This window comes from Bosea sp. RAC05, from assembly GCF_001713455.1.
GTDB lineage: Bacteria > Pseudomonadota > Alphaproteobacteria > Rhizobiales > Beijerinckiaceae > Allobosea.
This window is the reverse complement of the sequence record NZ_CP016464.1, coordinates 180146-203264: the sequence shown is the minus strand read 5'-3', so window position 1 is coordinate 203264 and position 23119 is coordinate 180146. Positions and strand designations below refer to the sequence as shown.

Annotated in this window: 15 protein-coding genes; 8 read left to right on the top strand and 7 right to left on the bottom strand. The window is 65.0% G+C overall.

The features are described 5' to 3' along the window. Positions 1-211: 211 nt before the first annotated feature. The 6 genes from BSY19_RS04440 to BSY19_RS04415 form a co-directional block, all read right to left on the bottom strand. Positions 212-1204, bottom strand: coding sequence for a hypothetical protein (locus BSY19_RS04440; protein ID WP_069053091.1), 993 nt, complete (start codon positions 1202-1204; stop codon positions 212-214). A 162-nt stretch (positions 1205-1366) separates the two neighbouring features. After that, positions 1367-2260 (bottom strand): hypothetical protein, encoded by an 894-nt coding sequence (locus BSY19_RS04435; protein ID WP_150129493.1) that lies wholly within the window; start codon positions 2258-2260, stop codon positions 1367-1369. A gap of 80 nt (positions 2261-2340) precedes the next feature. Further along, positions 2341-3477: an AAA family ATPase gene (locus BSY19_RS04430; RefSeq protein ID WP_069053089.1), complete on the bottom strand. Its 1137-nt coding sequence runs from the start codon at positions 3475-3477 to the stop codon at positions 2341-2343. Between the two features lie 233 nt (positions 3478-3710). Beyond that, positions 3711-4418, bottom strand: coding sequence for a hypothetical protein (locus tag BSY19_RS04425; RefSeq protein ID WP_150129492.1), 708 nt, complete (start codon positions 4416-4418; stop codon positions 3711-3713). Positions 4419-4818: 400 nt separating this feature from the next. After that, positions 4819-5889 (bottom strand): site-specific integrase, encoded by a 1071-nt coding sequence (locus BSY19_RS04420; RefSeq protein WP_069053087.1) that lies wholly within the window; start codon positions 5887-5889, stop codon positions 4819-4821. Further along, complete coding sequence (locus tag BSY19_RS04415) at positions 5886-7262, bottom strand: hypothetical protein (protein WP_069053086.1); 1377 nt, start codon at positions 7260-7262, stop codon at positions 5886-5888. The genes BSY19_RS04420 and BSY19_RS04415 overlap by 4 nt, the downstream gene beginning before the upstream one ends. Before the next feature lie 48 nt (positions 7263-7310). Between BSY19_RS04415 and BSY19_RS26920 the strand changes: the two genes are divergently transcribed. From BSY19_RS26920 to BSY19_RS04390, 5 genes are all read left to right on the top strand, one after another. Next, a complete protein-coding gene (locus BSY19_RS26920) occupies positions 7311-8606 on the top strand; it encodes a DUF1156 domain-containing protein (protein ID WP_236840469.1) in 1296 nt (431 codons plus the stop codon). Positions 8607-8620: 14 nt separating this feature from the next. After that, positions 8621-11914 (top strand): DUF499 domain-containing protein, encoded by a 3294-nt coding sequence (locus BSY19_RS04405; protein ID WP_069053085.1) that lies wholly within the window; start codon positions 8621-8623, stop codon positions 11912-11914. Between the two features lie 677 nt (positions 11915-12591). Then, positions 12592-13743, top strand: coding sequence for an N-methyl-L-tryptophan oxidase (gene solA / locus BSY19_RS04400; RefSeq protein WP_069053084.1), 1152 nt, complete (start codon positions 12592-12594; stop codon positions 13741-13743). Continuing rightward, entirely contained in the window at positions 13736-15832 is a 2097-nt protein-coding gene (locus tag BSY19_RS04395; RefSeq protein ID WP_069053083.1) for a hydantoinase/oxoprolinase family protein, read from the top strand. The genes solA and BSY19_RS04395 overlap by 8 nt, the downstream gene beginning before the upstream one ends. After that, positions 15829-17499 (top strand): hydantoinase B/oxoprolinase family protein, encoded by a 1671-nt coding sequence (locus BSY19_RS04390; RefSeq protein ID WP_069053082.1) that lies wholly within the window; start codon positions 15829-15831, stop codon positions 17497-17499. Before BSY19_RS04395 ends, BSY19_RS04390 begins: the two co-directional genes overlap by 4 nt. A 165-nt stretch (positions 17500-17664) precedes the next feature. Here BSY19_RS04390 and BSY19_RS04385 read toward each other — a convergent pair whose 3' ends face one another. Then, positions 17665-19185, bottom strand: a complete 1521-nt coding sequence (locus BSY19_RS04385) for a DUF1254 domain-containing protein (RefSeq protein ID WP_069056853.1) — start codon at positions 19183-19185, stop codon at positions 17665-17667. Positions 19186-19262: 77 nt separating this feature from the next. On the opposite strand from BSY19_RS04385, the gene BSY19_RS04380 reads away from it, so the two are divergent. The 3 genes from BSY19_RS04380 to BSY19_RS04370 all read left to right on the top strand — a co-directional run bounded on the left by BSY19_RS04380 (position 19263) and on the right by BSY19_RS04370 (position 23117). Beyond that, entirely contained in the window at positions 19263-20273 is a 1011-nt protein-coding gene (locus tag BSY19_RS04380; protein WP_069053081.1) for an AraC family transcriptional regulator, read from the top strand. A gap of 277 nt (positions 20274-20550) precedes the next feature. Further along, complete coding sequence (locus BSY19_RS04375) at positions 20551-21201, top strand: response regulator (protein WP_069053080.1); 651 nt, start codon at positions 20551-20553, stop codon at positions 21199-21201. A gap of 32 nt (positions 21202-21233) precedes the next feature. Next, the gene (locus BSY19_RS04370; protein ID WP_069056852.1) at positions 21234-23117 is read left to right on the top strand and encodes a sensor histidine kinase; all 1884 of its coding nucleotides are present in this window, start codon (positions 21234-21236) and stop codon (positions 23115-23117) included. Positions 23118-23119: the final 2 nt, after the last annotated feature.

The window sequence follows — 23119 nt, the reverse complement described above, 5'->3', positions numbered from 1 at the left end:
CCGCCCGTCCAGAATGAACATCGTTCGACGTCCATCGGATCGTGGCACCCGGCGCCGCCGAACGACGTTCGAGCTCATCTACGTCATTCCGACGACGCCTTCGCGATGCCTCATGGCACTGCGTTCATCGATTTAAAGCGGCCGAGGGCACCCGTCGCATTTTCGATCATCGAACGACGTTCGAGGTCGCCGTCATGACAACGAACGTCGTTCAGACGATCTCGATCCAGATCGGCACGCCCGTCGCCATGCGGTCGCCTCCGGCGAGCCTGGAGAGCCAGGACGCGTCCTCAAAGGCCATGCGGATGGCGGCCTGCATGTTGAGCGGATCGGCGCGGCAAGCGCGGTCATCGATGGCCTTGGCAACCCTCTTCTTGGCTTTGACGCCATCGGACCCCTTCGCGACCGGCCAGACCGCGACACGTGCGGCCGTCATATAGGCCGCGATCTGTGCACCTTCCGCGGCCCGGCGCAGCTCCGTGGCGTCTTCGGCCGGGGTCCGCGCCAGCGCGAACAGCTTGTCCGCCGTCTTGAGCATCCGCTCGACGCGCTTGGCCAACCGGCCAAGATCGGGGGCCTGCGCTAGCAACTCGATCCAGCGCTGCGCGTCGGGGTCGACGAACATCGGCGGGCCGCCCTGGGGCTCGACGAGGATGGTGAGGTCGTAGTGCTTAAGGGGCCAGTCGCCGAGGCCTCGATCGTGCGCCGAGGGCACGGCGGGTCCAGGCGGCACCATCAGCTCGCCGACGTTCAGAGCGGCGCGCTTGACGCGAATGCGGGTCGCCGTCGCCGGCGCGAGCGCCGGGACATAGTCGCCCCCCTGATCGCGGTCCCACGGGCCGATCGCCTCGGCCAAGGCCAGCTTTGCCTCGGCGCAGTCGAGGGTGTCGGTCGGCCAGATTGCCGTCAGGGCCGTGAGGGATTGGCCGATGAGCATCAGTCCAACCGCGATCTGGGGCGCGGCGTCGAAGCCTGGCGTCAACCTGACCCGCATTGCCTCGTCGAGGAGGCGCTTGGCCTGCCGAGCCGCCTCCTTCAGATCGGGGATCGCCGCGCGGAAGGCGACGAGCTCGGCGACGGAGGGGTCGTCGCTGACCAGCTCGGTTGCGATTGCGATCGGGTCGAGATCGGTCCGGAGTTCCGGCCGGTCGACGGCCCCGCCTTCATGGGGACCTGTCAGGTCCCGGTTCTTCTTATCGGTCATGGTTGCTCTTTCGTGTGGGTACAGCCCCATCGGCTGCGCGTCCTCCTCAGTCCCTGAATCGAAACAGGCGCCGCGAGGGCGCCTGTCCTTCCCTGTCCATTACAGCGGCTGGCGAACGCCAACCGCGTCCCAGGGGGAGCTTGCTCCCGCCATACGCGCCTCTCAGCATGGATTGGCGGCGAGCATGGCGCGGTAGTGCTGTCCGACCGCGATGGCGATGAGCAGCCCCGCCTGGAGCTTGGTGCGGGTGGTGACGCTGGCATGGGCGGCTTCGAGGATTTGGTCGGTAGTGACAGTTACCGGCGACAGCGCGAGTTCAGCGAGCGCGAGCACATGCTGGTGGAGAGCGCCCTCGCAGGCCTCGGCGACCGCGTCACGAGCTATCGGAGGCAGATCGTCTTGGTCGAAGGAGGCCTCGAAGCGATCCAGCATGATGGCATGCTGTCGGGCTTCAGCCAGCAACACGCTGACCTCTGTCCTGCGCTTGAGCCAGTTGCGGAGTGTGGCGTTCTCCTCAATCCAGTGGATCGTAGCGCGGCTGGGCTTAGGTTCTTCGCCATGGCCACGGCTGGCGAAGGCAATGGCGTCCCGGGCAATGGTATGCGCGTCACGATGGGGCAGTTCGAAGGCGATCTCGGCAAGATGGCGCAGCTCGTTCTCGTCGGGGTTTTCCAAGCTCTGGAGAAAGGCCGCGCCCTGCTGGCAGCGCGCATGCCGATCGGCGCCGTTGTGGGCCGGCATGATCGCAACAGCGACCGTGGCGGTCATGTTTAGAAGGACGAGCGCGTAGAGCTGGGGGAGATTTTGCGTCACCGTGCTGGGCGGGCTCACCTGCGCAAGCGTGACGAAGCGTGCGACCTGGTCTGCATGCAGTCGGGCACGCTCGACCATATCGGCGACACAAGCGGGATTGTTGACGAAGGCGGCGTAGTCGACGGCACTAGGCCGGTGAAGGCGTAAGGCCGAAATTTCGTCGATGACTGCGCGCGGGTTCGTGTCGATCTGCAGGGAGGCGAGGCTCTTCGAAGCGGACGCTCGCGGGTTGGACTTGGTCATGTGGATGTAACTTTCTGGTGAAGAGGTCGTCTGAGGTTCTCGGGGGTTCTTCGGTCCCCTTCCTCGCTGTCTCCCTTTCGTCATCGCTTCCTCTCCGGGCTCTTGGGCAGGACCAGGGCCTCGCTCGGATCCGTCTTCACCCCCTTGGCCGGCAACCCGCTCAGGAACCCGATCCGGCTCTTGCCGCCCTGATCGAGCCGCAGCACTGCTTCAGCCTGGACGATATCGGCGCGCGTCACGTGCCGGCGCCCCTCCATGCACGCGAAGCCGAAGGCGATGGGCCAGAGCCGGCTCATCGCGCGGGGCGTCTGCGCCATGATCTGCTCGAAGAGTGCGTCTGTCGGCCGAGCGAACAGTCCGCCCGTGGCAACGTTGGCCTCGTCGAAGAGCGAGCGCTGGATCGCCAGCAGCTGGCTGGATTCCAGCGTGATCTCGAAGGCAATGAGCCTATCGACGATCGAGGCCGGTAGCGGCGATAGGTCGTTCGCTGTCGCTAACCAGATGATGTGATCTGCTCTGAGGGCGATTTCGATGAAATCGTCGGTAAAAGCCTGGGCATTTTCGCGTTCGAGCAAGGAATGCAGCACATTGATCGGTGTTTCCGCCGGATTGAGCGGGCTGGCCTTCTCGATTTCATCAATGACGATGACGGGGCTGGCGCAGTTCGAGTCGAGCAAGAGCTGAGCGACCTTGCCGGGCGCGCTTGCCCGCCAGACCGGCGCCAGCCCGCTGAACCAGGTGCCCCTGTCCGTCATTAAGTTCATCGGGATCGTCAGCGTCATGACGTCAAAAGCCTGGGCGAGGCGACGGGCGTAGTAGGTTTTGCCGACACCGGGGGCGCCGAGCAGCACACAAGGGTCGAGACGAAGCGGCTGGCCTCCGGCCATGGCCAGCGTAGCGGTGCGCAAGATCCAAGCAGTGACGGGCGCGAACTGCGGACAGGTCAGGTCGAGCGCGGCGATGCGGGCGATCATCTCGGCATCGGGCACGAGCAAGCTGCGCCAGGAGCCGCGCTCGTCCTCGTAAAGCCGGCGCCAGAGCGCGCGCTGCCTCGCTTGGGCGTTGCCCTCGTCGTCACTGGTTGAGGCCATGATGCCGTCGCCATGCAGGCGACGATCGACATCATGATAGTCGAAGAGGTGCAGGCCGACCGGGCTTGGCGACGAGATCGATGAGGATGCGCGCTTCTTGCGCGGGCGGCTGGACTTCGTGGTCATCGGGGAATCCGGGCTGAGCTTCACTGGGGTGCTGCGGCTGCAGTCCCGTTTCACCTCCTGGTCATGAGAAAGGGCGCCGCCCCGGTGGCCGACGCCCTCTTGGTTGACCCAATTACGAGATCAGGATCGCCAGCGCTCCATAAGACGCCGCAAATGGTAGAACCGTTGTCTCCCGTCGCGTGTCGAAGTTGGCCGCCGGAACGCTGCGTCGGCGCCTGAGGCCGTTGATGGCCTCAGTCACCTCTGCCGCAGACCGATGCAGCGGCTTTCGCCACGATCATTGTCATCGGGGCCGCAGAAAGCACATAGAGTTCCTTCGCCCTGACCGCGCCGTAGGCGAACCGCGTCAGTGTTGGAAGCTGCTCAACGTGCAAGCCGCGCGTCGACAGACAGGCTTCACCGTCGCCAGACTGCGCCCACTCCGACACGGAGTGTGCCATAAGGGCCTGGCGAAAACGCGCCTCGAACTGGCTGCGCGACAAGTTGGGCGGGAGCTCGGCCACCAGACATCCATCATGGAGTCGCAGACCCTGCGGGAGCGCCTGACCGGGTTCTTTGAACGCAATGCGCGTGTAATCGTCGAAACCCTCACAATGCCCGCCGGAATGCGGGTCATATCCGGCGTAGCGCACCTTTGAGAGGTCATTCACCCGCCCGTCCACGTCGCGCCGTGTCGTTGTACCGATCTTGTAGATCGGGCGGCCGACAATCACGGAACGCTGCCTCAGGCCTGTGCAGCCCGCCAGGTAGATGGTGACGTCCAGGCCTCGCGCTTCGATGGGCATCGTCCGGGCATCGGCCCGCAAGCTGAAGGGCGCCTCCATTGGCGTGGCATGCAGAGACTGCAGTTGGTTCGTTGCGAGATGGATGACACCGGTAAGCTCCAGCGCGCTGGCCTGCGCGATGGCCTCCTTGAATTCGACATATGAAAGCTTCGACATGTTGTGGGGGTCCTTACTCATTATCGGCAAGAACTCTGTCGGTTGAACGGAACTTCCGCTGAAGGTTGGTGCCTACGCCTGATGCGAATCCATGAGCGTCGGATCTGAGGCGAGATGCGCGCCTCACCTGCGAGGCCGATGGCGCGCGGATCCCAAATCGCCACGACTTGCTGCCGCAATCGCTTGGAAGGCCGGTTGTGTCACGTAGCAGGGAGGGTTGCGGTAGCCCGCTCGGGCGTTTTCTTCATGGCCGGCCTTGCGGTACGATCAGCACTTTCGTCAGCTCGGCGCAGCAATGGCTGCAGTTCTCACGATGACGTCGGGCGACAGTGCCCCTCCAACCTGTGCGAAAGCGCGCTGGCTCCGAAGAGCTCCAGAGCGCGAACTTGCTTCATTCCTGTCAGGTCGGGTCCGGCGCGCGCTTCCAGGCTGCCTGATAGACGCTTTTGCCGACTTCGACACGGGGCGGTGCGTAGGTCCTGTCTGTCTCCTTGGGACCGACATGCTGGTTCTGGCGCCAAGCTACGTCCAGACCTAAACGTTCGTCGTTGCGAGCCCAGACCGCCATCAGCCTGCGGAAGGCATGTGGGTTAATCCGCTCTCCCACGAGTTGTTGCGTCATCCTTCGGATCCGGCTGTAGGCCGTGGGATAGGCGAGCCTTCCACCCTTGGCACCCAGCAGCAGGGCATTTGGGGACGCGGCCTTGGCGAGGATGGGCCGGACGATTCGCAAATAGAGACGGACACAATCACTCAGCTCTTTCCCAAGGATCGCATCGAAATCCCGCCTGCTTTTCATTTGTTCGCCAGGGAGGAGCAGGACGATCGTGTCATCGTGGATGATGATTTGAACGCCAAGGTCCAGCGCCAGCACGTTTTTGATGCGCAACGGAAGCTGCGTCAGAAACATGATCGTGAGCGCCGTCAGCGCTTCGCTCGCCGCGCGTCGTTCACGCGCCTTTTCGCGCCGACCGAAGCCGAGCCGACGGATCTCGCGGACCCGCAGCAGGAAATAGGCTTTGGCCGCGCGGTAGACCTGGCGTGCGCTTGCTCGCGGCGGTGGTACGTAGGCTCGCCCTGGGGATGATCCTGCGATCGTGGCGATGACCTTTGCCACTTCGGGCAGCTCCGCTCGCGCACACAGCATCTTGAGGCGATCCATCAGCGTCAGGACGGACCGGGGCGTGTTCGTCGTCGCGAGATCGTTGCGGAACCCCTCAAGCGCTTCTTGAGTGAGGCTCTGCGCGAGGGGCAGACTGACCATGTGAGGATGCAGGCGATCGAGGTAGCCGAGGAAAAACCCGAGCACCTGGGACAGATTGCGCTGCGTCGATTCACGCAACTCCTTGCGCTTCTCGCGGGGGTCGAATGATCCTTCGCTTGCGATGGCAACGATGCTTCGCTGTTCGGGAGTCCAACGGTCCTTGGCGAGGGTCCGAGGCTGGCGCTTCTTCTGAGGCGACGATGTCATAGCCGGGCACCTTCGCGGTCGTCGCTTGCCTCGAAGGTGTCCTCGAGCCGCTGCGCATCGTTGATCCCCATCAGGGCCCGGAAGCGCACTTTGAAGTTTGCGGTGTAGCGGAAGCCGTTCGCGTCAGAGAGCCACTCAGCCATCTTCGGGTTGGCTTTGAGATAGGCGGCATTCGCGCCATCTCGCAGACGCTGCAGCGTCAGGTCGTCATGGCCGATGCTGGTCAAGAAGCGCCTGACGCCCGTGGACAAGGCGCTGCCGCTCACCGGCTCATCCCTGCCTGAATCTAGAAGGGCGCTCGGCGTGCGACCAAGATACTGGGTCACAGCGAGGACGTATCGATCGATGCTAGCGCCCATTTCCTTGGGAAGATCGCGCTCGAGGTCGACGGACGAGCTATTCTGGGGACCCATCAGCCGGTGTCGGATGCCGGTATGATCGCCCGAGAACGTTGCCCCTTCGATCGTGCCCCGAGGGCACAGGTTCCACAGGACGAGTCCGACGGCGATGCAGGCCCGGGCACGGGCCAGTGCGTCGTAGTTCGGCTTGCCCGCCAGCGCCTGCTCCATCTCCAACACCGCAGCGTCGAAGATCGCGAAGACCGTTTCCATGGTGAAATGAGAAACCTGCCGTTTGGTGTTGGCAGGGAGGTCAATGCCGGCCTGCTGATGGCGATACCGGACCGCGCGAACCACCTTCGCGAGGCTGGCCGCCTGTCCGCTCTTTGCGAGTGCCCTCTCGATGCCCAGTAAGACGAGGTCGCGCGCCTTGGTGCGCAAGATGTCGGGGTAGAGCTCATCGATGGCCGACTTCAACGCCGCTTTGTCGGCGAGGTCTGCAATGCTGCCGACCATATGGCCGTGCTTGATCATCGTTTCGGCCACGCGCTCGATGCGCTTGCGAGCATTGTATCGGTTATGGGCATCATCGCTTTCACGCGGTGAGGCGGTTCCAAACTCCTGATCGAGTTCTTCGACGAAGCGAGCGGAAAACGCCTCGGCACGCGATGCGCGAGACGCTGCGCGCTTCCCAACCGGCGGCGTCAATTCAAGCAGGTGGCTGCACCCTTCCATGGTGCGGATGACGTTCCAGTCCCGGACCAGGCAGGAGATGAACGGTGCCGGGTCCTGCACCCCCCAAACAGCGAGCTGGTTGCGGAACTGCTCGATCGCCTGGTCATCGATCTGAGCGGGATCGATCCCGCGGTCGCTCGCATACTGGAACAGAGGGCTGATATAGGTCCTCAGGTTCTTTGGCATGGCCGTATAGATGGCCTGGCATGCGGTCGAGAAGGTCGACGGAATGGCGCGCGGTTTCTTCCAGTCCCGCACAGTCGCAGACGTCTCGGCTGCGACGTTTCTGATCTCATTCATGGGGTTTTCCTGTCTTGAGTTGCTCCGCCTTTCCCGATCGGCCGGTGAATGGCCGAAAGCTCAGTATTGCCGTCATTTACAACCGGATCCGTTTCACAAGAAAATGCCCAATCTCAGAAGATTGCCGAAGACAAAATCATCTCGACTGACCCTCCGTATTACGACAATATAGGATATGCTGATTTATCTGATTTCTTGTTTATTTGGCTTAAAAGAAGCCTCAAGGAAATTTATCCTGATTTGTTTTCATTTATCGCTACGCCTAAGGCTGATGAGTTAATAGCTGCCCCGTATCGGCAGGGCGGCCGGGAAGCGGCAGAGACATTCTTCCTTGACGGGATGCGCGAGGCCATTGCCAACATGGCGCGACAGGCATCTAACCTCTTCCCCGCAACCATATACTACGCGTTCAAGCAGAGCGAAGTCGCGCAAGAGGGGGTCAGTTCGACCGGCTGGGCAACTTTTCTGCAGGCTGTACTAGACGCGGGATATGCTGTCGTAAGCACTTGGCCGGTACGCACGGAACTGGCAAACCGGTTGCGTGGCCGGGAAAGTAATGCGCTTGCCAATTCGGTTGTCCTAGTCTGCCGTAAGAGAGAAACGACTGCAGAGGTCGTTTCGCGTGCCGAATTCATCCGAGCCCTGAAACGGGAGTTGCCTCCCGCCATCGCTGACCTTCAGGCAGCCAACATTGCTCCGGCCGATATGCCGCAATCGGCCATCGGCCCAGGCATGGGCGTCTTCTCGCGCTACAAGGCGGTGCTGGAATCCGACGACAGTCCGATGAGTGTGAAGGCCGCGCTGCAGCTGATCAACCGCGAGCTCGACGAATACCTCGGCGGCATCCAAGGCGAGTTCGACGCCGACACCCGCTTTGCCATCACGTGGTTCGAACAGCACGGCATGGCAAGGGGCGAGTACGGCGCGGCTGACAACCTTGCGCGCGCCCGTGGAATTTCGGTGGAGAACGTGAAGCATGCCAGGATCATCGACAGTGCGGCTGGGAAGGTCCGCATCCTGGCGCGCGATGAACTGGATGATGATTGGGAGCCGGAGGGCGACGGCCATCTGACCGTCTGGGAGTGCCTTCAGCATCTCGTTCGCAAATACGAAAAGGACGGCATCTCGCATGAGACTGCCGTGCTTCTGAAGAAGATCGACGCGAAGGCCGAGGCGGTGAAGGACCTTGCCTACTGCCTCTACGACATCAGTGCCAACAAGCGGAAGGATGCGAAGGAGGCCACGGCCTACAACGCCCTGATCGCTGATTGGACTGAGCTGACGCGGCAGGCAGCCGCGATCCACGACACGAGCGGGGATCGTCAGATCCGCCTGGATATCTGAGGGGGAACGGGACAGTGGCCAAGAGCACGCGCCAGTATGTTTTCGAGGGCATGGAGCTGCTGCCCGCAGCCCTTATTCCGTTCGTCGAGAAGCGGCTGGAAAGCTCGCTGAAGGGGCATTGGCAGATTGAAGTAGCAGAACGGCTGAACCTGCGGCCAAACAGTAGTGGGGAGATCGGATGGGATCAGGCGGCGCTGTTCAACGGCATGGACCGCTATTGGGCTGACGCGTTCAAAGCGGTTCTCGGCCGTGCCGAACGTGCGTTGGTCAACGAGCTTGTCGATGTTCGCAACAAGCTCTCTCACAATGACGCCTTCTCCTACGACGACGCCGAGCGCGCGCTCGATTCCATGCGGCGCCTGATGGAGGCGATCAGCGCCGGCGAGACCGCCGAGCAGCTTTCGAAGATGCGGGACACCATCCTGCGCACGAAGTTTACCGAACTTCAGCGCAACGAGGAGCGGCGGAAGACCCAGCGCCTGGAAATCTCCGTCGAGACCGTGGCAGGCTTGCTTCCATGGCGCGAGGTGGTCGAGCCGCACCAGGATGTCGCCACGGGCGAGTTTCAACAGGCCGAGTTCGCGGCCGATCTCGCCAAGGTGCATTCGGGAAGTGCGCCCGCTGAATATCGTGACCCGCGCCAGTTCTATAGCCGCACTTATCTGACCGAGGGCTTGAGTGCGCTTCTGGTCGGCGCGGCCAAGCGGCTTTCGGGCAGCAGCGGCGACCCGGTCGTCGAACTGCAGACCAACTTCGGCGGCGGCAAGACGCACTCGATGCTGGCCCTTTACCACATGGCGGGACCGACGCCCGTTCAGGACCTGTCGGGCCTTGATCAGCTGCTTGAGAAGCACGAGCTAACCGTGCCCAAGAACATCAACCGCGCTGTGCTAGTTGGCACCTCGCGCGGGCCGCAGGACGTCCTCAATGCCGAGGGCGGTCGCAAGATCTGCACGACTTGGGGCGAACTTGCGTGGCAGCTAGGCGGCGCCGAAGCCTTCGACATGGTCGCTGAGAATGACGCCAACGGTATCGCGCCAGGCTCGCACTTGCTTGAGACGATTTTCACGAAGTACGCCCCGTGCCTGATCCTGATCGACGAGTGGGTCGCCTATCTGCGGCAGATCTATCGAGTCGAGGGGCTGCCGTCGGGCTCGTTCGACGCGAACCTGTCTTTCGTCCAGTCGCTCACCGAAGCGGTCAAAGCGAGCCCCGGCACGTTGCTGGTCGCCTCCTTGCCTGCGTCGCAGATCGAAGTCGGCGGCGAGGGCGGCCAGGAGGCGCTAGCGCGCCTCAAGCAGACCTTCAGCCGTGTCGAATCCTCTTGGCGGCCCGCGAGCCAGGAGGAGAGCTATGAGATTGTCCGGCGGCGGCTGTTCAAGGAGGTTTCCGGCGACAAGTTCCATCACCGGGACAACACACTGAAGCAGTTCGCCAAGCTCTACCGCGAGAACGCCAACGACTTCCCGCAGGGCTGCGCCGACGAGGACTACCGGCGCAAGCTGGAGAAGGCCTATCCGATTCATCCCGAGCTGTTCGACCAGCTCTACACGAGCTGGGGATCGCTGGAGAAGTTCCAGCGCACGCGCGGCGTGCTGCGCCTGATGGCGCAGGCGATCCACGAGTTATGGATGAACGGCGACCCTTCGGTGATGATCATGCCGGGCAGCATTGCGGTGAGTTCGCCGCGCGTTGAGCCGGAGCTGCTCCATTATCTCGACGTGACCTGGCAGTCGATCATCGCAGGTGACGTCGATGGTACCGCTTCCACGCCTTACAAGATCGACCAGTCGGCACCCAACCTGAACCGCTTTTCCGCGACCAGGCGCGTTGCCCGGGCGATCTTCATGGGGACGGCACCGACGCACCAGCAACAGAACACCGGCCTCGACGACAAGCAGATCAATCTCGGCGTTGTGCAGCCGGGTGAGCGGCCCGCGATCTTCGGCGACGCGCTGCGACGGCTAACCAACCAGGCCAAGTTCATGCACGCCGATCTCGGGCGCTACTGGTACTCGATGTCGGCGAGCCTCAACCGCATCGCAGCCGACAAAGCAGCACAGATCGAGACCGCGCTCGTCCTGATGACGATCGACAGCGAGCTGAGTAAATATGTGAATAGCCTCGCTGATCGTGGGCACTTCGACGCCGTGCAGGTGGCGCCGGCCACTTCGGCGGAGGTGCCGGACGAAGCTGGAGGTGTGCGGGCAGTCGTGCTGGGCGTCGCGCATCCGCACAATGGCCGTGAAGGGTCCGAAGCGCTGGTGGAAGCCAAGGATATCCTGATGCAGCGTGGCAGCACGCCGCGCGTCTATCGCAACATGCTGGTTTTCATCGCCGCGGATTCTCGCCAGCTCGACAATTTGAAAGACGCGGTGCGAGCGTCCCTCGCCTGGGGCGAGATCGTACGCGACACAGAGCGTCTCAATCTGACGCAGAGCGACAGCGCGCTGGCCAAGGCCAAGCTGTCTGAATCGAATGAGACGATGAAGACGCGCCTGAAGGAGGCGTGGTGCTATCTCCACTATCCGGCGCAGGAGAGCGCGCAAGCCGATGTCGAATGGGTTTCGGGCAAGATCCCGGCTCAGGACGCGCTGCTGGCGCGGGCCAGTAAGAAGCTCGTGGCCGAGGAAGGGTTGCTCACAGAACTCGGACCCACGCGTCTCGATCGTGACCTGCAGAAGTACATCTGGAACGGCAAGCCGCATCTCTCTCTCAAGGACCTGCGAGAGTATCTCAATCGCTACATCTATCTGCCGCGTCTGAAGAACCAGGAGGCTCTGATCAAGGCCGTGCAGGCTTCCGTGAGCGGGATGATCCCAGGGCCCTTCGCCTATGCCGAGCGATGGGAGGAGAAGTCGGACACCTATCTGGGCCTTGCCATCGAGCGGGCTGCTAATGCAGCAGTCGTCATCGATAGCGACAGTGTCATCGTGAAACCTGCTGTGGCCGAGGCACATCGACCGACTCCGGTGCAGCCGGGAAGTGGCGGAGGCACGGAGGCTCCCGGCGAGAAGACGCCCGAGACCGGGACACAGCCAACGAGCGGCGCGCCCCAGTCTCCAGTTGCTGAGAGGAAGCCAACCCGCTTCACAGGTAGCGTAATGATCTCGCCGGATCGCCCAGCTCGCGACATGCATCAGATCGTCGAAGCGATTGTCGAGCAGCTCACAACGCTGCCGGGGAATTCTGTGAAGCTGAGGCTCGAGATCGATGCCGAGGTGCCATCAGGGCTCGACCGGGCGAAGGTGCGGACGCTGGTTGAGAACGCCAACACGCTTGGGTTCATCGACAAGTCGGTAGAGTAGGTCCTCGACGCAATAGGGGCGATGGTCTTTGTTGAGGCGTACGGAGATTTGCCGCTCGCCTTAGATGGTACGGCCAGACTGACACCGAGATTTTGGTTTGCACCTCGAACGGCAACCCATTGAAACTAAACAGGTCTATTTGGATCGAGTTTGCATGAAATCGATAACAATATCAATGGATTGCATCAGGCTACGAATCTGAGGGTCAGAGGTTCGAATCCTTTCGGGCGCGCCATTTACTTCCGTCTCACTCATCGGCACCAAACCGTTTTCGGACGGGTGGCTTGCCATGGGGAGGCCGGCGGGTAGGTCCAAGGTGCTGCGCACCTCCGCCCAGCGCGGTGTCTTCTCATTCTCTACCCGGGTTCCGAAGGCGTTCCAGCCGCTGTTCGATCGCGCATGCGTCGTCGCTTGCCTGCCGGCGCGCTCGCCTGCCCGACAGGCTGCCATTCATCGGCGCGCAGCTGTTCCGACCTGGCCGCTTCTGACTGCCGCTCTCGACTCCGTTCAAGCTCGGTCGCGCATTTGTCCGGTCGCGTTCCTCATCGCGCACGGTACAAGCCGATTCGCAGCACTGGCTGGTGATGCCATGGCCGCGTTATTGCGTAGACTGGCGCACCGGCAGGGTGTCGGAATCGCAAGCCATGGCGTGGCGGGTGTTGGGGGACGTGTCGAGAATGGCCTATGACGTGATCGTCGTCGGGATCGGCGGCATGGGAAGCGCCGCCGCCTGGCATCTCGCCCGGCGGGGCGTGAAGGTGCTCGGTCTCGAACGCTTCGACATCCCCCACAGCATGGGCTCGTCGCACGGCATCAGCCGGATCATCCGCATGCCCTATTACGAGGACCCGGCCTATGTCCCGCTGCTGCGGCGGGCCTATGAGCTCTGGGGCGAGATCGAAGCGGCGACGGGCGAGGAACTGCTCGTCATCACCGGCTCGATCGATGCCAGCCCCGAGGATGATGCGCTGTTTCAGGGCGCGCTGAACTCGGCCCGCCTGCACGATCTGCCCCATGAGGTTTTGACCGGCGATCAGGTCAATGCGCGTTACCCCGGCTATCGCCTGCCGTCGTCGCATCGCGCCGTGTTCCAGGCCCGGGGCGGCCTGATCGCCAGCGAGCGGGCGATCGTGGCGCATGTCCGCGCCGCTCAGGCGCATGGCGCGGAGATCCATGCCCGCGAGGCCGTGCTCGGCTGGGAGGCGAAACCCAACGGCGATGGCGTCGTCGTGACGACCGACCGGGGCCGCTACGAGGCCGCGCGGCTGGTGCTGACCGCCGGCGCCTGGATCGGCGACCTCGAACCCTCGCTCCGGGCCGTCGCGGTGCCCGAGCGCCAGGTTCTGGCCTGGCTTCAGCCCGCGAAGCCGGAGCTGTTCGCGCTCGATCGCTTCCCGGTCTTCAATTTGCAGGTCGATGAGGGCCGCTATTACGGCTTTCCGATCTACGAGGTGCCGGGCTTCAAGTTCGGCCGCTATCACCACCGCGGCGAAACCAGCCGTGCCGACGATGTCAGGCGCGAGCCGGACGCGGAGGACGAGCGCCTCCTGCGGGATTTCAGCCAGCGCTATTTCCCTGATGGCAGCGGCCCGACCATGGCGCTGCGGAGCTGCATGTTCACCAACACCCCCGACGAGCATTTCATTCTCGACCGCCACCCCGCCCATGAACAGGTCGTGCTGGTCTCGCCCTGCTCGGGGCATGGCTACAAGTTCTGCAGCGTGATCGGGGAGATCGTCGCCGATCTCGCCAGCGGAGACGGCACGACCCGGCACGACATCGGATTCCTGCGCCTGGCGCGGACGGCGCTGGCTGCCCCTCATGCATGATGGCCTCGATGTCGCCCCACGCGGCGGCCTGCGCCTGGGCATCGATATCGGCGGCACCTTCACCGATTTCGCCCTGGTGGATTCGCTGGGCTCGCGGGTCGGCGTCCACAAGCAACTGACGACGCCGCGTGATCCCTCCCACGCCGTGCTCGAAGGCACGCTCGCGATCTGTCAGGCCGTCGGCTGCTCCCTGTCCGAGCTCGTCGAGATCGTCCACGGCACGACGCTGGTCACCAATGCCCTGATCGAGCGTCGCGGCGACCGCACCGGCATGCTCGTCACGCAAGGCTTCCGCGACCTCTTCGATATCGGCCGCGAGCAGCGCTACGACCTGTTCGATCTGCGGCTGCGTTACGCAGAACCGATCGTCGAGCGAGGGTTGCGGGCCGACATTCCCGAGCGACTGAAACATGACGGCGCCGTGCTCGTGCCGCTGGACGAGGAAGCCGTCGCTGCGCAGACGCGCCGGCTGGTCGAGGACGAGCGGATCGAGGCGCTGGCGATCTGTTTCCTCCACGCGCATGTCGACGACCGTCACGAACGTCGCGCCCGCGAGATTGCAGGGGCGCTCTATCCGGCGCTGCACATCTCCCATTCGGCCGATGTCTTCCCCTATCCGCGCGAATTCGAGCGCTGGACCACGACCTGCGCCAATGCCTATTCGCAGCCGCTGGTCGACCGCTATCTCTCCCGGCTGGAGACGGGCCTGGCCGAGGCCGGCTTCCGGGGGCGGCTCTGGATCATGGCGTCGAGCGGCGGTCTCATGAACCTCGACATGGCCCGGCGCTATCCGGTGAAGCTGCTGGAATCGGGCCCCGCCGCCGGTGTGCTCGTCGCGGCCCGGATTGGCACGGCGGTCGCGGGAGGCGACCTGCTCTCCTTCGATCTCGGGGGCACGACGGCCAAGGGTGCGCTGATCCGCAAGGGCAGGCCGTTTCGCGCCTATTCCTTCGAGGCGGCACATGCTTACGAGTATCGCAGCGGCAGCGGCCTCCCGCTGCAGATCCCCGTCCTCGACATGACCGAGATCGGGACCGGGGGCGGCAGCCTGGTTGCGCCCGATGCGCTCGGCCGGCTCAGGGTCGGGCCGCGCAGCGCCGGCGCCGAACCCGGGCCTGTGTCTTATGGCCGTGGCGGCAAGACCGCGACGTTGACCGATGCCAATCTTCTGCTCGGCTACCTCCATCCCGACAGCTTTCTCGGCGGCACCATGACGCTGGATCTCGACGCCGCAGGCGCCGCCTATCGCGCGCAGATCGGCATGCCGCTGGGCGTCGACGCGTTGCGCGCCGCCTGGGGGGCTCATGACATGGCCAATGAGGACATTGCGCGGGCCTTCCGCATGCATGCCACCGAACGCGGTTTCGACTATCGCGGCTGCGCCATGGTGGCCTTCGGCGGCGGCGGGCCGCTGCATGCGGCGCGGATCGCCCGCAAGCTGCGGGTGCCGCGCGTGATCTTCCCGCGGGGAGCCGGCGTCATGTCGGCTTTCGGCATGCTGTCGGGCGCACAGTCCTTCGAGACGGTGCGGGCGTTCCGGCGCAGGCTCGACGCGGTCGAGGAGGGCGAGCTCCAGGCCCTTCTCGCCGAGCTCGATGCCGAGGCTGCGGCGCCGCTCGGCTCCGGCGGAGCCACGCACTGGCACCGGCGCTTCGACATGCGCTATCGCGGCCAGCACTACGACATCGAGGTCGAGCTTCCCGAGGCCTGCGAGGATGTTCGCGAGGCGCTGCGGATGCGTTTCATCGCGCGCTACCGCGAGATCTTCCACACCAGTCTCGATGAGCCGATCGAGATCGTCGGGTGCAAGGTCGAGGCGAGCGCTTCGGCTCCGCGCACGTTCTCGACCAGCCCGGTGGACGACAACGACGGCGGCGAGGCGATGACGGGCCATCGTCAGGCCTATTTCCCGGCCGCCGGCGGCCTTGTCGACTGCGCCGTCCTGGCGCGCTCGCGGCTGCGGCCTGGCATGGTCTTGGATGGGCCGGCCCTGGTCGAGGAACCCGAATCGACGATCCTGCTCGACGCGGGTGATCGCGCTACGGTGCATGGCGACATGAGCCTCGTTGCGGAGATCGCGACCCCATGACGAGCCCTGTCACGGCATCCCGCCGAACCCTCGATCCGATCGACCTCGCCATCGCCTGGGACAGGCTGATCTCGATCACCGACGAAGGCGCGGCGGCCCTGATCCGCACCTCCTTCTCGATGCTGGTGCGCGAGGGCTTCGACCTCTCGGTGATGATCTTCGATACGCGCGGCCGGCTGATCGCGCAGAGCCGCAAATGCATCCCCGTCTTCATCGGCACGGCGCCGGTGACGATGGCGCATATGCTCAAGCGGTTTCCGCCGCAGACGCTGGCGCCGGGGGATGTCGTCGCGTCCAACGACCCCGTCATCGGCACGGGCCATATGTTCGACCTCGCCCTGATGAAGCCGATCTTCAGGGGTGGGCGCATCGTCGCCTATGCCATGAGCATCACGCATCTGCCCGATATCGGCGGCATGGGCTTCTCTGCCGCCGCGACCGAAATCTACCATGAGGGTCTGCGGCTGCCGATCTGGAAGCTCTTCGCGGCGGGCCAGCGCGACGAGACGCTGATCGAGCTGATCAAGCTGAATGTCCGGGTGCCCGAGCAGGTGCTGGGCGACATCATGGCGAGCGTGAGCTGCCTCGAGGTTGTCGACCGGCAGCTCGGCGAGTTCCTGTCCGAAGCGGGGCTCGCCGATGTCGATCAACTCGCGGTGTCGATCATCGACCAGACCGAGGCCGCCGTCAGGGCGGCGCTGGTCGCGATTCCCGATGGCGCTTACCGCAACGAGGTCGAGGTCGAGGCCTTCGGCGATATCCGGCGGCTCGTCTGCCGGATCGACAAGCGCGGCAGCCAGGCGGCGATCGACTTCGCCGGAACCGGCCCCTGCGTCGGCGCCGGCATCAATGTGCCGCTGTCCTATACGCGCTCGATGGCGCTCTACACGCTGAAATGCATCACCGCGCCGAGGCTGCCCAACAATGACGGCGCCACCGTGCCGATCGCGATCAGCGCGCCCGTGGGCTGCCTGCTCAATGCCGTGCCGCCGGCACCGTCGGCCGGGCGGCATGTGATCGGCCATTTCATTCCCCCGCTGATTTTTGGCGCACTGGCCGAGGTCGTGCCGGACCGGGTGATGGCGGGCAGCGGGCTGATCGACTTCATCACCCTGCAGGGCCGCCGGCCGGACGGCTCGGGCATGGCCACGACCTTCTGCGCGGCGGGCGGCTTCGGCGCATTGAGCGATCTCGACGGCCAGCCGACGACGCCGGGCTCGTCGAATATGGGCGGCATGTCGGCGGAGCTGTTCGAGCCCGAGAGCGGGCTCGTCGTCGAGCGCAAGAGCCTGCGGCCGGATTCGGGCGGGGCCGGCGCCTATCGCGGCGGTCCGGGGCAGGAAATCGTGCTTCGCAACGACAGCGGCTATCCGGTCAGCGTCTTCTCCATGGCCAACCGCACCCAGTTTCCGGCGCAGGGCTTCGCCGGCGGGCAGCCGGGCGCCTGCCGCGAACATCTGGTCAATGGCGCGACGATCTCGCCGCAAGGGCGGCATGAACTCGCGCCGGGCGACCGCCTGACGCTGCGCGAGGCCGGCGGCGCGGGCTTCGGCAACCCGCAAGCGCGGCCGGCCAGCAAGATCACGGATGATCTCAGACGGGGCTACGCCACGCCGGAGGGGGCGGCTCGCGCTTATGGGCCGGACTGGCCGCGTCGCGGGACGTAACCGCTTTGGCCGCATCCGGCGCGGCGGCGCCGGATCGCGATGAGCTGCGATTGCGAGCAATGGCTGCGCTTCAGGCTCTGGTCCTCGCACTGGACACAACGAGATTCAGACGGGATCAGCCCCGAGGGGCGAGGCCTGGCCCCTCGGGGTCGAAAACGGCCGTCCCTATTGGACAACCGTGATTTCGCCCGGTCTCCAGCTCTTGTCGAACCACGGCTCCAGCGGGCCATACAGCCTCAGCAGCGTGAACCAGCCCTTGCCGGGGATCGTCTGGACCCAGTTGCTTTCCTTGCCCGCGGGGGCGCTCGGCCCGAAGTAAACGTCCACCGAGCCATCGGCATTGACCTGCAGATCCTTGTCCTGGCTCGACACGCTCGGCCGCTGCTGGTTGGTCTGCAGCATCGACCTCGTCTGAACGTCGTAGACGATGACCGACCAGAAATCCTTGACCGGAATGTTCCTGGGCAACGTCAGCCGATAGGTCTTGCTCCCGTCGAACGGCTTGCCGTCAGCGTCGAGCGCGGTCCAGGGGTATTGCGACCCCCGACCGACCATCTTCTCTTCCATCGCCGGCGTCACGCCTGTGGCGAACATGTAGTAGAAGACGGCGCCGTCGAGTTTGGACACACCCGGCTGCGACTGGAACTTGTAGCCGCCGAAGAAGGGCAGCCGCCAACTGCTCTTGCTGTCGGGGTAGAAGAAGGCGTCGCGCCCCCTGATGTCCAGCGCCAGCGCCCGCGCCGTCACCGCGCCGATGTTGGCCGCATCCCTCAGGATCACCTTCATGCGCTCGTCCGGCGCGAAGGGCTTGCCCTTTTCGATCCCGATCGAAGCGAAGAGCCCCAGCGTTGTCGGGTCTGCCCCCTCGGGGGGCTCTTCCTGGATGACCTTGTTCAAGAGGCCCCAGAAGGAATAGTCCGTCGGCATCACGAAGTTGGACGGGATGCCCGAGGCATTGACCAGCGTCGCGGGCGCCGGGGTGTCCTTCCTGGCCAGCGGGTAGATCTTGAGGTGGTCCCTCACCCCCTGCACGCCCGGTTCGGTCTTGCCATCGACAAGGAAGGCCCGGAAGAAGGTCCAGAGCCCATAGGTGCTCGGTCGCACGACGATATAGCCGCTCGGCACGTCGCCGGAATAGCCGGGTGGCAGGATCAGATACTTGCCACCTTGGCCCTTGTCGGCGCCTGTGATCCCGACGTCAGCCACCCATTTGTACCAGAAATCGTTGAACGACCCCAAGACCTTGGGGGGAATCTCGATGACGATCGGGCCGTCCTTCGTATCCAGCCAGATAAAGCTGTAGATCGTGTTGTCGTTCGCGGTCAGTTCCACCGTGCGCGGGTCGACAAGGTTCTCCCAGATCACGTTGGTCCTGTTGACCGGGCCGAACTTCAGCAGACTGTCGCGCATTCCGGCCTGGTTCACGATCGGAATCGCCAGAAGATAGGCCTGCAGCGCGCGCGAGCGGTCGAGGTTGTCCCAGATCTTCGCCTGCGTTTCCTTGGTCGGGAAGCCGTCATTCAGCTTCAGCGTCCCGATCGTGGTCTCCAGCGTGTCAGGCGTCGCCACACCCGGAGCGATCTCGGTCCTCATCTTGTAGGTGTCGGCCGAGGCCGGTAGCGCGAACGCATTGACGTACAGGCAGAGAAGTATGCCTTTGGCGATGGTCAGCAATTTGATGGTCATGATGAGGTCCCTCGACTTCAATCCTGATCGCACCGTAGATGGACTCGCATGCAGGTCGTTGTGGTTTGAGGACACCGATGCCGCCGACAACGACGAAGATGGCGATGCAACGCGCAGCCGCCCTGGTCCCGTTGGCAGGCGTGCTGGAAGACCACGGTGTCAGCCTGGCGTCCGTGCTGGAGGGCACGGGTATTTCGGCCGCTGAGGTTCGGCCGGATGCCTTCGTGGCTTATGCAGACTTTCTGTCGGTCCTCGACAACGCATGTCGCCTGACCGGCCGGGACGACATCGGGATCCTGCTTGGGAAGCGCCAGACACTCGCTGCGCTTGGCCCGCTGGGTCGCGTCCTGCGCCATGCCGCTACGCTGGGCGAGGCGATCGGCGATTTTGCCGCCTTCCAGAGCCACAACTCGACGGGCGGCTCGGTCTACATCATGCAGGCGGACCGCGACGTCATATTGGGGTACGGCGTTTACGACACGTCGGCACCGATCACGAACCAGATCTATGATCTGGTCCTTGCTGTTGGTTGCAATCTGATTGCCGAGCTGACCGGCGGGCAGGTTGCGCCAGAGGAAATCGTGATGTCCAGGGCGGCCCCTCGCGATCCAACCCGCTACATGCGCCTGGCGCGATGCCCGGTTCGCTTTGGCCAGCACCAGACGGGTGTGATCCTGCGGGCGTCGGTCCTGGATTTCCCGCTCCCGGCAGCCGACAGGGCGCAGCATGATCTCGCGCTGGCCCAGCTTCTCTCGGTCCGCCATGGGACACCGCTCCCCTTGTCCGCGCATGTCCGGCATCTCTTGCGCCCCTTCCTGCTGAGGGGCCATGCAAGGATGGCGGAGATGGCCGAGCGGCTTGGCTTGCACCCGCGCGCCATGAGGCGACGGCTGCGAGCGGAGGGAACCACGTTCGACGCGATCAGGGACGAGGTGCGTCAGGTCGCAGCGAGGGAACTGCTCAGGTTGGGCGATCTGAGCATCGCGGACATTGCTGCGACGCTCGACTATTCGACCCCGAGTTCCTTCGTGCACGCTTTTCGTCGGTGGAGCGGAACATCGCCTGGGCTTTGGCGAAAAGCCGCTTGAAGGGCTGCTTCGGCAGACCGATGTCCTCCCTGTCATGCGGCCGTGACCAAGCGCTCGGCACATCGATCCTCCGGGTCTTCGGAACTCGGCCATCTGCGTCGAGATGCAGGCCGGACGGCCGGTCCTCGCCGCGTCGTTCCGGATGGGAGCAGCTGTGCCCCATGAACATGGGCTGTCGCCGCCGGCCGACAGCGGCTAGCATGCGACAGCCCTGACGGGGGCGGGCCAGGGCGCGGGTCGGCGGCCTGCGAGCCGGGGCGGGGGAGCAAGGCGGCGCATGATCAAGGTGCTGCTCGTCGAGGATGACGCGCCGACGCGCTGGCGCCTCCAGGACGCGCTGGGGGCGACCGGAGAGTTCGCCGTCACCGCTGTTGCGACCGTCACTGAGGCCCGGACCCATCTCTGCGAGGCGGTGCCCCGTGTGCTGCTGACCGATCTGCAACTCCCCGACGGCCATGGCCTCGACCTGATCCGGGAGACGCGCCATCGCCATCCCGAGACGGAGATCATGGTGATCTCGATCCTCGGCGATGAGGAGAGCGTCATCGCCGCGATCCGCCAGGGTGCGACCGGCTATCTCCTCAAGGACGCCTTCCCGACCGACATCGCGGCGACGGTGCGCGACCTCGTCGCCGGCCATTCGCCGATCTCGGCCTCGATCGCGCGCTTCATCGTGCGGCGCACGCAGGTGCAGCCCGCCGCGGCCCCGGCCCCGCAGGGGCTCAACACGGCGCGGCTGACGCCTCGCGAGATCGACATCCTCTGGGGCATCGCCAAGGGCTTCAGCTATGCCGACATCGCCGGGCATCTCGGCCTGTCGCGGCAGACGGTGCCCGGCCACATCAAGAACATCTACCGCAAGCTCGAGGTCAACACGCGCGGCGAAGCGGTGTTCGAGGCGCTGCAGCAGGGCCTGATCCGGCTGTGAGCACGGCGGCGGCCGAGCCGGAATCACGCCCGGTGGCGCCTCTTGGCACCCCCGGGCTGGCGCTGCGGCTGCTGCTTTATCTCGCGCTGCAGGCGCTCGTCGTGGTCGGCTGTCTCGGGCTCGCGGCCCTGCCGACGCCGGAGCCCCCGCCGCGCTGGCAGCTCACCGAGGCGTGGCTGGAGCCGCCGGGCGTGATGGTCAGCCTGCCGCATCACCACAGCGCCCGGTTCACGATGGCGGCTCCGCCCCGCTATGGGCTGGCCTTCGACAGGCCTGCCGGCCTGCCGGAGGAGCCCTGGTCGGTGCTGCTGCCGCGCTTCACCAACGGTGTCGCGGTCGCGGTCAACGGCGTCGAGATTCTCGACAGCCGCCGCAATCCGGCGGCGAACCGGCCCGACCGAAGCACTCCCGAGATCGTGGTGGTTCCGTCCTCCCTGCTGCGGGAGGGGCGCAACGAGCTGACGGTCAGGCTCTTCGTCTGGGGGCCGCTCACCGGCTTTCTCGACCGCATCCATGTCGGTCCGGACGCCATGCTGCGGCCGGCCCATGACCAGCGCGTCCTGCTCTTCGTGACGCTGCCGATTGTGCTGGCCGCCTGGCAGAGCATCCTCGCGGTCATCCTGGGCATGATGTGGCTGATGCGACGCCACGAGCCGGAATATGGCGCGCTCGCCGCCTCGATGGCGATCGGCGTGATGCAGACCTTCATCTCGGCGCCGAGCGGCCAGTCGCTCTATGCCGGGCTCAACGCGGTGCTGATCGCCTCGCCGCCGCTGGAGAGCGCTTTCGGGGTGCTGTTCTTCGTCCTGTTCCTCGGGATGAAGCTGCGACGGATCGCCGTGCTGCTCTTCGTACCCGGCCTGATCATCACCGCGACAGGGCTGTTCGGCGGCCCCGGCCCGGTTCGCACGGCCTATCTGATGCTCGGTCCGGCGACGGTGGCGTGCTGCCTGGTCCTGATCGCCGTCGTGGTCGCGCTTGCCTTCCTGCAACGCCGGGATGCGACCAGCCTCATGCTCGGCAGCGCGGTCACGGTCGTGCTGTTCTTCTTCGCGCGCGACATCCTGTCGATCCTCGACATCGCGCCCGACCGGCGGATGTTCTTCTCGCGCCTGTCCTACTCGGCCATGGTGATCGCGATCGGCATCGGTCTGACCTGGCGCTTTGCCCGTGCCATGAACCAGGTCGACAGCTTCGCCGGCCGGATGGTCACGCTCGTGCGCGAAGCGGAGGACAAGCTGCGTGCGACCCTGGCGCGGGACGAGGAGCGGGCGTGGGCGATGGCTCTGGCCGGCGAGCGGACGCGGCTGATGCGCGACCTGCATGACGGGCTCGGCGGCCAGCTCGTCAGCATCGTCGCGCTGAGCGAACGCCAGCAGGCCGCGCCGATCGGCGAGGCGGCGCGGGCCGCGCTGAAGGATCTGCGGCTGGTGGTCGACGCCATGGACGATATCGGCGGGGATCTGATGCTGGCGCTCGGGGCCTGGCGGGAGCGGACCGCGGCCCAGTTGCGGGCGCATCGCATCGAGCTGGCGTGGCGCGTGCTGACGCCGCAGGGGCTGCCCGTCCATCCCGAACTGCGTCCGGGCCACGTCATCCAGATGCTGCGTCTGCTCGACGAGGCGGTGACCAATGCGGTCAAGCATGCCGGTGCCGGCACGATCATGGTCGACATCGAGACCGTCGCGGCGGCGGACGGTCAACGCGGCCGCATCAGCGTGCGGGACGATGGCCGGGGCTTCGACGCCCAGCCCGGCAGCGCCGCCCCGCCTTTGGCCGGGCGGGGCCTCGCCAACATGCGCCGGCGCGCCGAAGGCTGCGGCGCGCAACTGGCGATCGTCTCGGGCCCGGAGGGGACGCGCGTGACGCTCGACCTTCCGGGCCGCTTCGCCGATCTCGACGCGCCCGGCCGTTGAGC

Excerpts from the sequence above, each read along its gene's own strand:
- BSY19_RS04440 (WP_069053091.1), bottom strand. The coding sequence starts at position 1,204 with ATGACCGATAAGAAGAACCGGGACCTGACAGGTCCCCATGAAGGCGGG.
- BSY19_RS04435 (WP_150129493.1), bottom strand. The coding sequence starts at position 2,260 with ATGACCAAGTCCAACCCGCGAGCGTCCGCTTCGAAGAGCCTCGCCTCC.
- BSY19_RS04430 (WP_069053089.1), bottom strand. The coding sequence starts at position 3,477 with ATGACCACGAAGTCCAGCCGCCCGCGCAAGAAGCGCGCATCCTCATCG.
- BSY19_RS04425 (WP_150129492.1), bottom strand. The coding sequence starts at position 4,418 with ATGTCGAAGCTTTCATATGTCGAATTCAAGGAGGCCATCGCGCAGGCC.
- BSY19_RS04420 (WP_069053087.1), bottom strand. The coding sequence starts at position 5,889 with ATGACATCGTCGCCTCAGAAGAAGCGCCAGCCTCGGACCCTCGCCAAG.
- BSY19_RS04415 (WP_069053086.1), bottom strand. The coding sequence starts at position 7,262 with ATGAATGAGATCAGAAACGTCGCAGCCGAGACGTCTGCGACTGTGCGG.
- BSY19_RS26920 (WP_236840469.1), top strand. The coding sequence starts at position 7,311 with ATGGCCGAAAGCTCAGTATTGCCGTCATTTACAACCGGATCCGTTTCA.
- solA (WP_069053084.1), top strand. The coding sequence starts at position 12,592 with ATGGCCTATGACGTGATCGTCGTCGGGATCGGCGGCATGGGAAGCGCC.
- BSY19_RS04395 (WP_069053083.1), top strand. The coding sequence starts at position 13,736 with ATGCATGATGGCCTCGATGTCGCCCCACGCGGCGGCCTGCGCCTGGGC.
- BSY19_RS04390 (WP_069053082.1), top strand. The coding sequence starts at position 15,829 with ATGACGAGCCCTGTCACGGCATCCCGCCGAACCCTCGATCCGATCGAC.
- BSY19_RS04385 (WP_069056853.1), bottom strand. The coding sequence starts at position 19,185 with ATGACCATCAAATTGCTGACCATCGCCAAAGGCATACTTCTCTGCCTG.
- BSY19_RS04380 (WP_069053081.1), top strand. The coding sequence starts at position 19,263 with ATGCCGCCGACAACGACGAAGATGGCGATGCAACGCGCAGCCGCCCTG.
- BSY19_RS04375 (WP_069053080.1), top strand. The coding sequence starts at position 20,551 with ATGATCAAGGTGCTGCTCGTCGAGGATGACGCGCCGACGCGCTGGCGC.